Below are 11947 nucleotides of genomic sequence, written 5' to 3'. Positions count from 1 at the left end.
GTCTTTACCGTTGCCGTGTGATGTTCAGACCCAGGGAGACGAACTGCTCGAACGGCCGGTGGTAACCGCGTTCGATGTGGTGCACGCCGCGCAGCGTGGACGTCCCGTCGGCCACTGCCGCCGCCAGCACCGCCGAGAACCCGGCCCTGATGTCGGGCAGCGTCACGTCGGCGCCCTTCAGCTTGGACACGCCGCGCACGACGGCCGAGTGGCGGGCGTTGGTGTCGTGGTAGCGGCAGGCGGGGCCGCCCAGGCACTGGTCGAACACCTCGATCTCGCAGCCCATCTTCTGCAGCGCGGGCACGTACACCAGGCGGTTCTCGAAGACCGTCTCATGCAGCACCGACATGCCCTGGCTCTGCGTGAACAGCACCATCAGCGGCGTCTGCCAGTCCGTCATGAACCCCGGGTGGGTGTCGGTCTGCACGGCCGCCGCGCGCAGGCCCTCGGGGGGCGCGGTGGCGCACACGTACTCGTCGTTGATGTCGAACTGGGCGCCCATCCTGGCCAGGGTGGTGATCGCGGTGACGAGGCGGTCCTGGGGGCAGCCGTGCACGCGCACCTCGCCCTGGGTGACCAGGCCCGCCGCCAGGTACGAGAACGCCTCGATGCGGTCGCCGGTCAGCCACGTCGAGGCGCCGCGCAGCCGGTCGACGCCCTCGATGAGGATCCTGCGGTCGGGCGAGAGCTCGATCCTGGCCCCCATCCGCTGCAGGAACAGCGCCAGCTCCACCACCTCGGGCTCCATCGCGGCGTTCTTCAGCACCGTCTTGCCCTCGGCCAGCACCGCCGACATCAGGATCGTCTCCGTGGCGCCCACGCTCGGGTACGGCAGCTCGATCCTCGTGCCGTTGAGCCGTTTGGCCTTGGCGTAGATGCCGGCGTCGCGCACCTCCACCTCGGCGCCCATCGCGCGCAGGGCCTCCACGTGGAAGTTCACCGGCCGCCGCCCGATCGGGTCCCCGCCGACCAGCGGCACGAACGCCTCCCCCGCCAGGTGCAGCAACGGGCCGAGCATGAGGATGGGGATACGGTTCAGGCCGGTGAACGCGTCGGGCACCCTGGGCTCGATCTCCGGGCCCTGCTCGATCCGGATCTCCGTACGGGAGATCTCCACGTTGATGCCGAGGGCCCGCAACATGTCGGCCGTGATCCCGACCTCCCCCACCTCGGGGGCGTTGTGGATGCTGCTCTCGCCGTTGCCCAGCATGGCCGCGACCATGTGCTTGGACACGCCGTTCTTGGAACCGCGCACTTCGACGTCACCCCGGAGCGGGCCGGAGGGTTCTATCAGCCAGACCTCTTCTGCATTCACGAAGTTATGCCCTTTTCAATCAAAGTTGTGCGCAACCGCACACGATCCACGATCGTACGTCGACGTTCCCAAGAGTCCGCATCCGTGTACCGCGGCAGTCAGGCCGACCGTCTCGTCGGCGGCGACATCTCGCGCCTTGGTCAGCACCGCACTCCCGTAGGCGCCGATCACGGCGCTCACATACGGCATCAGCAACGCCACCACAGCGGAGACGTCCATACGCCCCTCCCGGACCATCTCGACGGGTGAGTCGATCGCCCGCCGCGCTGCGATGTTCGCCAGGCGCTGCAGGGCAAGCCTAGGGATATCCCCGAATCGGGCCCGCATACCTGCTCGCTTGAGACACTAGTGTCTCGGCGGTCATAGGCGACAACTTCCCCTAGCGATCCAGGTAGGCCGGGACAGGGCTGCGATTTCGGTGACGGTGGCCGGCCTGCACACCCCGCCCACCTGCGGTGAGCGTGGCTAGGCGGTCCGGCGGGCGGCGGGCCCCCGCAGTTCCTGGACGAGCTCGCGCAGGTCGACCCCGGCGTCCGCCAGGATGCGGGCGGCGCCGTTGGCATGGTCGGCCAGCAGCCCCCACGTCAGGTCCTCGCCAGTGACCGGGCGGCCGGGCCGCCACCACGTGGCCACCTCGACGGCCTTGCGGGCGTGCATGGCGAGGGGGAGCTGGCCGAGCGGCCCGTACAGCATGACCCGTAGCGGCCGCATCGGGGAGCGGCGCAGACTCCAGGCCGCCGGGTCGTCGGCCCCGGCCCTGGTGCTGCGGTGGACCCGGTCGAGGTCGATGCCGAGCGTGGCGAGCAGCGCCCTGGCATCCCCAGCGCCCACGCGCTCCCGCACGTCGGCGGCGGTCACGGTGAACGAGCGCAGCGTGAACGGCCGCACCTCGGCCAGCCCGAGCAGCATCACGTCGGCCTCGAGGGCCGGTCGCCCGGAGTCAAGCGCGATGATTCCGGCCCTGACCACGGCGCGGCGGGCCCCTTCCGTGAACCTGGCGAACACGCGTCATCCCTTCGTCCGGCGAGCATGCTTGCGATGGGCGGTCTGCCGCCTTACGCCCAGCGCGTCCGCGATCCGCTCCCAGGACCAGCCCTGGGCGCGGGCGTTCGAGACGTGCATGGCCTCCAGCTCCTCCAGCAGGGTCCGAAGCGCGGCCACCGCCGCCAGGCCCACGCCGGGGTCGTGGTCGGCGGCCGCCTTGGCCAGCTTGGCTACTTCCACAGTGTCAGCATATGCTGACACATGTGCCTTGTCAGCATATGCTGACGTATTTCCGCGATCGGATGACGTGTTTGCAGGGTTTCGCCCCCTGATAACCCTCTAGTTGCAGATCTACTCCGAACGTCGCGCGCTCTGTGCGCGGAATTCGTGTCCGCTGCATCAGGGGGGTTCAGCGACGGGAACGTGGCGGCGGAGGCGAGATCTCGTCAGGCTGCACCCCGACGACGCGGTGCCATCGGGCTGGGCGGCAGGAAGCGCCTGCGGGGTGCAGTGCTCCGGTAGCTCGCGCACGCTCCGATCAGTGTGACGGCCCGCCGGTGCGGTACCGCGGAGACTTGCCTGAGGGAGGAAGTCAGCCAGGGGCCCGAGGACCTGACTGAAGCGAAGTCCGCCGGTCGTAGGTCCCGGCCCCGAGGTGATGGCGGCCTGCGCTGGAGCGCGAAGCGGCAACGGTGGATCGTAGAGGTCACCGTGGGCTACACCCCGGCCGGCCGCCGTATCGTCCGGTCCGCGAGCGACCGCTCCAAGACTGGGGCGCTCAAGAAACTCCGTACCAAGCTGCGTGATCGCGACGACGCCCACTGCACCGTGGCGCAGGCCGTTCAGGACTGGCTGACGTACGGACTGCATGGCAGGGAGGAGGCCACGGTGACCACGAACCGCCTCCTTGCCAAGAAACTCATCATCCCGGACCTGGGCGCGCGCAAGCTCCGCGACCTGTCGGCCGACGACGTCGACGCGTAGCCGGCGCGCAAGGCGGAGGAAGTGAGCACCCGCACGCTTCGAGAGCTCCGGTCGATCCTCCGGCGGTCGACGGCCCGAGCGCAGGAACGGGACAAAGCGAGCGGAACGTGGTGTTGCTCTGCGAGCTTCCGGGCCGGCCATCCAAGTCGCTGACCCTCACGCAGGCTGAAGCAGTCCTGAGGGCAGCTGAGGAGGCTCGGCCGTGGCTGCGGGCGCATGTGTCGCTGTCGCTGCCGACCGGGGCCTGTACCGAGGAAGTGCGCGGACTCACGTGGTCGCATGTGGTGTCCTACGACCAACAGCGCCAGCAGTGGCTGTCAGTGACGGTGGCGGGTTGGCAACACGACGAATTCATCGTGTGCGTCTGGCGGTCCGTGCGCTCCGGCGGGGACACGAAGACCCCGAATCGCGGGCACGCTTAAACTCCCGCGCCGCTGCGTCTACGCTCTGGCCGTGCTGTGAGACCACCTGAGCGCTCGCGGGCGTCTGAGCGCGAATGATCCGGACCAGCTGTTGTTCGCCAGTCGGAACGGGACCACGATGAGTGCCGGAAACGTCCGGCGGGAATTCCGGAAGGTGATCTCGCGGGCCGGTCTGGTCGGTGCGGAGTGGACGCCGCGGGAGATGCGGCACAGCTTCGTGTCGCTGCTCTCAGACAACGGGATGGCCCTTGAGAACATCGCACGGCTGGTCGGGCACACCGGAACCGCCATCACGGAGAAGGTATATCGCCTACAGATCCGGCCCGTGATGGAGGAGGGTGCAACCGCCATGGACCGCATCTTTCCCTCCGACAGCGAGAAGCCTGCGCCAGATAGTTAGCCTAGTAAAGATCAGAAGGCCACATCCCGCGATGGGATGTGGCGCTTGACCTTGGCGTCCAGTGAGCTCTTTAGGTCAACAGATCTTGTAGTCGTACCGCGTGGAGTTGTACGAGCAAGAGTCGATCAGCATGCCAGACGCGTTTCGCAGATAGGCGGTGTCTGCGTCTTGGTTCCAGATGTAGGCGAGGGTTCCCCCGCTCCTGTTCCAGTAGCGGGTGATAGTGGTGTTCTTGCCCTTACCGGTCCGCACAGTGATCGTCTTCCCGGCTCCGAGGGTGAACGTGCCGAAGGTGTAGACGTGATCCGACCGGTTCGTCTTGTCACGCAGAGTCCACCCCTTGAGACTGACGGCCTGCTTGGTGCGGTTCTTGATCTGCGCGTATTCACCGTTCAGGCTGCTGTTCGCGCCGAAGTCCGGCGAGCCCGGCGAGTCGTAGTAAATCTTGTTGATCTGGATGACAGGGCCTGCCGCATAGGCGGGCTGCGAGATGGCGACCACGACACTGGCTAACGCGGCGGCCATCAACAGAGATCGGATATGCACGAGGATACTCCTGGGGTGGGTGACATGGGTGAAGCGATCATATTGATGGTGTTGAGTACCGATGGACCGTTCCCGTATCGTTTTGGCATCCGATGCACCAGATGATCTACGGCGCTGCGGCTGTGAACACTCGGCAGCGCGATGGTTGGTCCGGCGCTGAGAGTGCGTAAGTCGCCTTTGCCCTGATCTCCTCGCCTGCCTGCGATCCAAACTAGGGAGCGTGGGCTAGGGCAGCGAGTCGGCCATTCGTGAAGACTTTCGCCAAACGGCGCGACCTAGATGAAGGCGGACATGATGCCTCGAAGTTCCGAGTAATACAAGTGATGTGTGTCACACTGGCCGAACGATTCCGTAACAATTGATCAAGTGGCACGGCCCATGACGTGCCATCATCACAATTCGCATCCTTGCGAGAACTCTTCGCATTTGTTAGCGAACCGGTTCACCTCGTGATCTGATGCGGCACTCTGGGTTCACGGATCAGCTCGGCTGGTCGGGCGTCATGGAGACGCCGCAGCGCGAGCGTCGGGAGGCGGGGCGCATGAGCCGCCGTTTCAACCAATCACAGAGAGCTGCTCTCTTTCTGGCTGCTGAAGGACTCTGCATGAGATGCGGGGCCGAACTTCAGCGTGGCTGGCACGGTGATCACGTCACGCCCTACTCCAAGGGTGGTCGGACCGACGTGGTCAATGGCGAAGCGTTGTGTCCCGAATGCAATCTTTCAGAAAGGTGATCGCATGAGCCGCCTCAGAGCCTGGCAGGAAGACGCCCTTAGGGAGTACGCCCTGTGGACACCCGTGGGCGGGAATGGTTTCCTCGTCGAGGCCACCCCTGGCGCCGGCAAGACCCGACTCGCCATTGAGATTGCTTGTCGCGCTCTTACATCTGGTCGGATCCAGCGGGTTGTCATCGCCGTTCCCACGAGCAGGTTGGAAGGGCAGTGGGCAGAGGAATTCGGCAAGCAGGGCGTCAGCATCAACCCTGGCTGGCATGCAGGAGATGGGCGGCTCGCTTCCGATGAGCGTGGCTGTGCGGCAACTTACGCGGAAATCGCCAAACAACCCGAGAGCTACCGCAAGCTCGTTTCCGAGAAGCTCACACTCGTGATCCTCGACGAGATCCACCACTGCGGCAGCGATGACCGTGCTTGGGGAGCCGGAGCCAGAATCGCTTTCGAACCAGCCGTTGCCAAGCTCCTGCTGTCGGGAACGCCTTTCCGCTCTGATAACGATGAAATTCCCTTCGTCAACTACGTGGACGGAGTGGGCGCACCAGACTTCCGCTACGGTTATGACCGCGCCCTGGCCGACGGCGTTGTCCGCGCAGTGTTCTTTCCACGCCGTGGCGGTCACATGGAATGGACCGCTCCGAATGGTGCTGCCAAGAGTGCAACCTTCGAGGACAAATTGTCTGACCGCGATGCAGCCCACAGGCTCCGCACCGCGCTTTCTCCCAACGGGGAGTGGTTGCCTTCGGTGTTGGGGGAGGCCAACACGCAGCTCACCGAACTCCGAACTGTGGACCCAGAAGCAGGTGGCATCGTCTTTTGCGAGGACTCTTTCACTGCCCGCGAGGTCGTTAAAATGCTCAGGAAGATCGGTCAGACGCCCATCTTGGCCATCTCCGAAGAGCCCGAGGCCGACGGGCGCATTAAGGTCTTCAAGTCCTCGAAGGACCCATGGATTGTTACCATCCGCAAGGTAAGTGAGGGCGTTGACATTCCTCGGCTCCGCGTTGGCGTGTACGTGACGCCGTGGATCACTGAGCTGTTCTTCCGCCAGGTGGTTGGTCGTCTCGTGCGAATCCGCCCAGGAGAAGACGATCCGACAGCTTACCTTTACATTCCAGACGACGCGCGGCTGCGAGAAATGGCCGCCCAGATCAAGCTTCAGCGGGACCACATTCTTGACCAGCAGGAAGCAGACCTGCTCGGGACCTCCATGACGGGGGTGCTCGACGAGGGTGATGGTCAGATCTCCATCTCGCTATTCTCGCCCATCTCTGCCACGCCGACAGATGAGGGCGTCATCGTAGACTCCGACACCATCACGCCGGCCGATCTCGCTAACGCGGAGCAGGTCAAGAGGATGGACTCCACGACGGTCGTGATGCCAACCGCGCTGGTGGCGGTGCTGTTGCGGAACGCCGGCGCGAGCGTGACGACGTTCACGGTGCCCTCACAGGAGAGCGGCGAGGTGCCGTTTGAGCGCAAGGAGCGGTTAAAGAAGCAGAACAACACTGCCGCGAAGCGTGTAGCCGCCGCCCACGGGATCGTCCATAGTCACGTGAACGCGCGGTTGAATAAGTTGGTAGGCGTATCAAGCATTCGTCAGTGCAGCGAGGAGCAGTTGGAGCGACGCTTGCGATTTGCTCAGGAGTGGCTGGCAGCAGGGTCTCTCACGGAAGAAGGGTGACCGAGATAATGGGTTGATCCGATGTTTGGGGAGCGCCCTGTGGCCCCGCATGCTCCGCACCAAGTGGTTCATAGTTGAGGCATCTTATATCGAGTCGTTTTCTGCTGTTACCAAAATGGAGGATGGGATGACTGGAGCATCTGGTTCTAAGAAGATTAGCCCACTTGCGTATGATGCCCTGACGGATTCACTCTCTCTAATCTTCTGGTACAAGAAGTCACTAGCGCGTTTCTTGCGCGCCGCACTTCGTGAATATCCAGAACTCCTAGTTGGACTGGATTTGGAAAACGCGCCAAAGCGCGATACTGCCGATGTGCTAGTTTCTCGGTTGATGCAAGGAGAACACAAATACCAGGCGGTATCTATTGGGCTGATGCTTGAGATTTCCTCCATGGAGCGATTCAGAGAGTTGGAGCAACTTGACGACTCTAGCTGGTTGGAGCGTGCCCAGCAGGCGGTTGCAGACCTTAGTGACCTTACAGCCCAGCATCGTGAGATAGCTGCAGAGCACGCACGGTTTGCGCAAGAATTGGCAAATGCTATCGAAGAAGCTGAAAAGGGACGTGCGACTTCGAAAGCTTTGGACGAGCTTAAGCAACAATTCCTAGTACTTCATTCATCTGCGGATCCGCAAGGGCGGGGACGTAAGTTCGAGGGGTTTCTCAATGATCTTTTCTGGCTTTTCGATCTTAACCCAAGAGCGGCCTATTCGCTGGAACTTGAGCAGATTGACGGATCCTTCAGCTTTGACACTGATGATTACGTGCTGGAAGCCAAGTGGCTAAGGGGCGTTGTGTCGCGCGAGCAATTGGATGTCTTCGGTATGAAGATTGCACGCAAGGGGAAGAACGCTCTAGGTCTTTACGTAAGCATCAATGGTTACAGTTCTGACGCATTGAAGCAGTACGAGTCGGCATCGTCGTTCACTACAATGGACGGCTCCGATATCTTTATGATCCTTGATGGTCGCGTTCGACTAGACGATCTGCTTCTACGGAAAAAGCGTTATGTCAACGAGACTGGGAATTGCTATTTTCCAGCGACTCGCATGTTGGGTGAATAGATCTTTGGAGGAAATGAGATGAAGCGGCTAGGCAAGATTCCGACATATATGCGTCGGGGTCGCGAATTACGCCAAAGCAGGAATGGCAACAAGGGATTTCGGAGAACCATAATGTTTCCGACATTAGTGTCGCTCATTTCAGCACTATTGGGCGCGCTCATTGGTGGAGGCATTACGGCTTATACTTCCAAACAATCAATTGATGCACAGCAGGCGCAGCAACGTATCCAACTTGAAGAGCAGCGAAATGGTTCGATTCGCTCTACTCGCATTAAAGTTTACCGGCAATTTCTATCTTCTATAGATAAGTCTTTTGCTCTTGGACAAGAATTCGGCTTCTGCGTGAAGAAAAACCATGAGATTTACCTGCCGGGAAACACGGGCGCTCTCGATAAACTTCATCGCTGCAAAGGCAGATTTAAGAAATATATGAGCAATATGTCACAGTCAACATTCGATGATTTAGCTATATACGGGTCAAAAGACGCCCTCGCTGGCGCATTGAACTACTCTGTAAATATGCAGCTCCAAGTTGACGAAATGGCCACGAAGGGATTTCTGACATGGGATGAAGGAAAGAGAGTGGCGACCGCTCGTGCTCAATTTGCTCAAATAATGTGCAAAGACTTGAATCCGATTCCTCGGGCAGACTGTTTTGCCCGGCCATCCCCTAATTGGCCACTTCCTTTCTGAGCCTGAATCCACCGCTGGGAATCTGATAAAAGAAGTCGGAAGGACACCTCGTAAGTGCAATTCTTCCACGACGCGGCCAAGACCGGCGCGATCTTCGATGATGAGCACGTGATCGCATACGGCGGGCTGGCCCCGGCGATGCGGTTGGCCGAGCGGTGCGGCCTGGATGCCCTGGTCGGCGAGCAGGTGGCCATCACCGCCGCCGACGGGGCCAATGCGCCGGCGAAGGTCGCCTCCATCGTGGCGGGCATGATGTGCTGGTCTGTGTTGACTTTCTGAACAGCTCCGTGCCGGCCCGTCCACTCGTCCGCGCCAGCCGTCCGGCGTTCTTGCGCGCCGTCCGCAGAAGCGGAGCGAGAGGCGGTGGCGTGCGCCGAGACGGCGGCGCGTGCGGCCCGTTTTCGGGCCGCCTTGATGATGTACAGAAAGTCCTCACATGTGAGCGGCCTCGATCCAGCCCCGGCGCAGCCCTTGCCAGTGCCCCCCTGTCCCGGCGATCTCATGAAGAGCCTGGGTCAGGCAGTTAGGCAGGCAAAGATCAACAGAGCCACCCCCTGAGCCCGGGGATGTGGGGCTTGGCCTTGGTCAGCAGTACGAGACCGAACCACTCACCTCTTCTGCATTCACGAAGCGAGCCTAGCCGGGGGATACCATCGAGCTGATTCGGACGTACATGTGAGGGGGAGTGGCGTGACGAGGGAAGTACGCGCTTTTGCGGTAACTGTCCTCACCCTCGCCGCTCTCGGAGTGGCCGCCGGGCTGCTCTGGTCCGGGCTGACGCCACGGGCTCCGTACCAGGTCACCGACCAGGGCACGGTGCTGGCCGACCCCACCACGCAGGCGCTGATCGCGGCCGACGGCTGGTTCGCGGTGATCACGGGCGGCCTGGGGCTCCTCTGCGGCGGGGTCGCCTGGTTCGCCGGGCGGCGTTTCATGCTGCCGGTGCTGCTGGGGTTGTGCGCGGGCGGGGTGCTGGCCGCGTTCCTGACCTTGTGGGCCGGAACCACGTTCACGCTCGGCGCGGTCACGGTGGAGGCGGCCTCCATCCCCGGGGTCAAGGTCGTGCCGGGCGCACTGAAGCTGACCGCCTCCGGTGTGCTGGTGTCCTGGCCGCTGCTGGCCGTGGGGTTCTTCGGGCTGCTGGAGGGCATGCACGGCTACCGCGAGTCGCCGCTGCGGCAGCCGTACGGCATCGACCCAAGCTAAAGACGGCACCCCGCACCCCTGCACAGCGCGTCGCCGTACGGAACCGACCCGAGCCAGGCCCCTGCACAGCGCCTCGCCATACCGAACCGACCCGAGTCAGGCCCCTGCACAGCGCGTCGCCGTACGGGATCGACCCGAGTCAGGAGCAGCGCCCATACCCGTGTGGTCCTTGCGCGGTGTCAGAGCGGGGGCCTGCGCAGCCCGACCTGGGTCGCCTGCTCGAACGCCCGTGCCACCCGCAGCACCCTGGCATCCTCGAACGGCCTCCCGACGATCTGCACCCCCACCGGCAGTCCGTCCTCCGTGAACCCGGCGGGCACCGAGGCGGCCGGCGAGTGCAGCACACTGATCCAGTACGCCGAACGCATCCACGACAGGTAGTCGGGCAACTTCTGCCCATTGATCTCGCTGACGTGCGGATACTCGATCGGGAACGGCGGCACCTGGCTGACCGGCGCGATCAACACGTCGTAGGTGTCGAAGAAGGCCGCCATACGCTGGTAGAGGCCGCTGCGCGCCACCTCCGCCCTGGCCAGGTCGACGCCCGTGACCTGCCGGCCCTGCTCGACGTTCCAGGCGGTGTTGGGCCCGAGCCCGCTCTTGTTCCCGTGGGCGAGCAGGTAGTACCAGGCCCGATAGGTCCTGAACGCGTCCTCGGCGCCACTCAGATCCGGCTGAACCTCCTCGACGTGCGCGCCGAGCCGCTCGAACACGCCGGGCGCCGTCGCGGTGACCGCCGCCGTCCGCGAATCCACGGGCAGCCCGCCCAGATCGGGGCTCCACGCCACCCGCAGCCCCGCCACGCCCTGCTCGGGCTCGGGGGCGAAAACCTCCTTGATCGAGTACGGGGAGCGCCGGTCGAACCCGGCGATGGCCCCGAACATCAGCGTGACGTCCTCGACCGTCCTCGCCATGGGCCCGGAGACGCCCAGGGTGTACCAGGCGGCGGTGTCCGACGGGTTGGGGACACGCCCGGGGGTGGGCCGCAGTCCGACGACGTTGCAGAAGGAGGCGGGGTTGCGCAGGGACCCGCCCATGTCGGAGCCGTCGGCCAGCGGCACCATGCCGGTGGCCAGCGCCACGGCCGCTCCACCGCTGCTGCCGCCCGCCGACTTCGACAGGTCGTAGGGGTTCCTGGTCGCGCCGAACACCTCGTTGACGGTGTGGGAGCCGGTGCCGAACTCCGGCGTGTTCGTCTTGCCCACGGTGACGGCACCCGCCGCCCGCAGCCGCCCGACGATCACGTCGTCCTGGTCGGGCACGTTGTCAGCGAACATCGGCGACCCGTACGTGGTGCGGATCCCCGCGGTGTCGACCAGATCCTTGTGCGCGACCGGCACGCCGTGCAGCGGCCCGACCGGCTCCCCCGCGCCGATCGCCGCGTCGGCCGCCTTGGCCGCCTCCAGTGCCCGCTCGGCGACGAGGGTGACGATGGCGTTGACGGTGGGGTTGACCTGTTCGATGCGGTCAAGGTGCGCCTGGAGGACCTCCACGGCGCTCACCTGCCGGGTCTTGATGAGGTCGGCCAGCTCGGTCGCAGTCAGGTAGTGCAGTTCACTCACCCTGCGATCCTCCCCCACAGACACCGGCAAGGCGACGGCCCCCCTCCACCGAGCCCCCACCACCCCGACAGCCGCTCCTCGCAAAGACCCCTCCATCCCTTACGGCTCCGCACGGGAGGGCCCACCCACCGCACGTGGCCGGGGTCTGTCCAGGGTGACGCTCACCAGGTGCGTATGGCGGGCCGCCGTAACGGCGCTCTGTGGGCCGTGGGAGTGGTGACGATCAATTGCGCGAGCATGGTGACGAGCGTGATCAGCATCGCCCAGACGGGGTGGGTGGCTTTCATGGACGACCACGCTAGGCAAGCGGGCCGGGGTGGCGCGTCGGACCAGGGGTTGAAATCGTTCATGACGATGG

The 11947-nt window shown here is 63.8% G+C and carries 15 protein-coding genes; 8 read left to right on the top strand and 7 right to left on the bottom strand.

Translation table 11 applies throughout. The features are described from left to right. Positions 1-4 precede the first annotated feature (4 nt). The 4 genes from murA to ACFPZ3_RS43935 form a co-directional block, all read right to left on the bottom strand. Positions 5-1315: a UDP-N-acetylglucosamine 1-carboxyvinyltransferase gene (gene murA, locus ACFPZ3_RS43950; RefSeq protein WP_379520329.1), complete on the bottom strand. Its 1311-nt coding sequence runs from the start codon at positions 1313-1315 to the stop codon at positions 5-7. Positions 1316-1330: 15 nt separating this feature from the next. Then, a complete protein-coding gene (locus ACFPZ3_RS43945; RefSeq protein WP_379520328.1) occupies positions 1331-1642 on the bottom strand; it encodes a hypothetical protein in 312 nt (103 codons plus the stop codon). A 138-nt stretch (positions 1643-1780) separates the two neighbouring features. Continuing rightward, positions 1781-2320 (bottom strand): Clp protease N-terminal domain-containing protein, encoded by a 540-nt coding sequence (locus tag ACFPZ3_RS43940; RefSeq protein WP_379520327.1) that lies wholly within the window; start codon positions 2318-2320, stop codon positions 1781-1783. 3 nt (positions 2321-2323) lie between these two features. Then, a complete protein-coding gene (locus ACFPZ3_RS43935) occupies positions 2324-2539 on the bottom strand; it encodes a helix-turn-helix domain-containing protein (protein WP_379520326.1) in 216 nt (71 codons plus the stop codon). Between the two features lie 471 nt (positions 2540-3010). Between ACFPZ3_RS43935 and ACFPZ3_RS43930 the strand changes: the two genes are divergently transcribed. Together ACFPZ3_RS43930 and ACFPZ3_RS43925 are read left to right on the top strand one after the other, a co-directional pair. Continuing rightward, positions 3011-3283, top strand: a complete 273-nt coding sequence (locus ACFPZ3_RS43930) for a hypothetical protein (protein ID WP_379520325.1) — start codon at positions 3011-3013, stop codon at positions 3281-3283. A 468-nt stretch (positions 3284-3751) separates the two neighbouring features. Then, positions 3752-4105 carry a tyrosine-type recombinase/integrase gene (locus ACFPZ3_RS43925; RefSeq protein ID WP_379520394.1) on the top strand — a complete coding sequence of 118 codons (354 nt, stop codon included), beginning with the start codon at positions 3752-3754 and terminating at the stop codon, positions 4103-4105. 75 nt (positions 4106-4180) lie between these two features. Here the strand turns inward: ACFPZ3_RS43925 and ACFPZ3_RS43920 are convergent, their stop codons facing one another. Further along, positions 4181-4651, bottom strand: coding sequence for a lamin tail domain-containing protein (locus ACFPZ3_RS43920; RefSeq protein ID WP_379520324.1), 471 nt, complete (start codon positions 4649-4651; stop codon positions 4181-4183). Positions 4652-5108: 457 nt separating this feature from the next. On the opposite strand from ACFPZ3_RS43920, the gene ACFPZ3_RS43915 reads away from it, so the two are divergent. The 6 genes from ACFPZ3_RS43915 to ACFPZ3_RS43890 all read left to right on the top strand — a co-directional run bounded on the left by ACFPZ3_RS43915 (position 5109) and on the right by ACFPZ3_RS43890 (position 10027). Continuing rightward, a complete protein-coding gene (locus tag ACFPZ3_RS43915; protein ID WP_379520323.1) occupies positions 5109-5384 on the top strand; it encodes an HNH endonuclease in 276 nt (91 codons plus the stop codon). Between the two features lie 4 nt (positions 5385-5388). Beyond that, the gene (locus ACFPZ3_RS43910; protein WP_379520322.1) at positions 5389-7065 is read left to right on the top strand and encodes a DEAD/DEAH box helicase; all 1677 of its coding nucleotides are present in this window, start codon (positions 5389-5391) and stop codon (positions 7063-7065) included. A 49-nt stretch (positions 7066-7114) separates the two neighbouring features. After that, positions 7115-8128: a hypothetical protein gene (locus ACFPZ3_RS43905; RefSeq protein ID WP_379520321.1), complete on the top strand. Its 1014-nt coding sequence runs from the start codon at positions 7115-7117 to the stop codon at positions 8126-8128. A gap of 18 nt (positions 8129-8146) precedes the next feature. Then, positions 8147-8821 carry a hypothetical protein gene (locus ACFPZ3_RS43900; RefSeq protein ID WP_379520320.1) on the top strand — a complete coding sequence of 225 codons (675 nt, stop codon included), beginning with the start codon at positions 8147-8149 and terminating at the stop codon, positions 8819-8821. A 54-nt stretch (positions 8822-8875) separates the two neighbouring features. After that, positions 8876-9100: a hypothetical protein gene (locus ACFPZ3_RS43895; RefSeq protein ID WP_379520319.1), complete on the top strand. Its 225-nt coding sequence runs from the start codon at positions 8876-8878 to the stop codon at positions 9098-9100. Positions 9101-9511: 411 nt separating this feature from the next. Continuing rightward, entirely contained in the window at positions 9512-10027 is a 516-nt protein-coding gene (locus ACFPZ3_RS43890) for a hypothetical protein (RefSeq protein WP_379520318.1), read from the top strand. A gap of 179 nt (positions 10028-10206) precedes the next feature. Here ACFPZ3_RS43890 and ACFPZ3_RS43885 read toward each other — a convergent pair whose 3' ends face one another. Next, on the bottom strand, positions 10207-11589 hold the full coding sequence (locus ACFPZ3_RS43885) for an amidase (protein ID WP_379520317.1): 1383 nt from the start codon (positions 11587-11589) through the stop codon (positions 10207-10209). A 161-nt stretch (positions 11590-11750) separates the two neighbouring features. Next, positions 11751-11876, bottom strand: coding sequence for a hypothetical protein (locus ACFPZ3_RS43880; protein WP_379520316.1), 126 nt, complete (start codon positions 11874-11876; stop codon positions 11751-11753). Positions 11877-11947: the final 71 nt, after the last annotated feature.

The organism is Nonomuraea insulae, from assembly GCF_042656245.1.
This window is presented reverse-complemented; position numbering and strand designations above follow the sequence as displayed.

What these genes read in the sequence shown, in the direction of transcription:
- ACFPZ3_RS43945 (WP_379520328.1), bottom strand. Translation starts at nt 1,642, where the DNA reads ATGCGGGCCCGATTCGGGGATATCCCTAGGCTTGCCCTGCAGCGCCTG.
- ACFPZ3_RS43915 (WP_379520323.1), top strand. Translation starts at nt 5,109, where the DNA reads ATGCGGCACTCTGGGTTCACGGATCAGCTCGGCTGGTCGGGCGTCATG.
- ACFPZ3_RS43910 (WP_379520322.1), top strand. Translation starts at nt 5,389, where the DNA reads ATGAGCCGCCTCAGAGCCTGGCAGGAAGACGCCCTTAGGGAGTACGCC.
- ACFPZ3_RS43905 (WP_379520321.1), top strand. Translation starts at nt 7,115, where the DNA reads ATGCTCCGCACCAAGTGGTTCATAGTTGAGGCATCTTATATCGAGTCG.
- ACFPZ3_RS43900 (WP_379520320.1), top strand. Translation starts at nt 8,147, where the DNA reads ATGAAGCGGCTAGGCAAGATTCCGACATATATGCGTCGGGGTCGCGAA.
- ACFPZ3_RS43880 (WP_379520316.1), bottom strand. Translation starts at nt 11,876, where the DNA reads ATGAAAGCCACCCACCCCGTCTGGGCGATGCTGATCACGCTCGTCACC.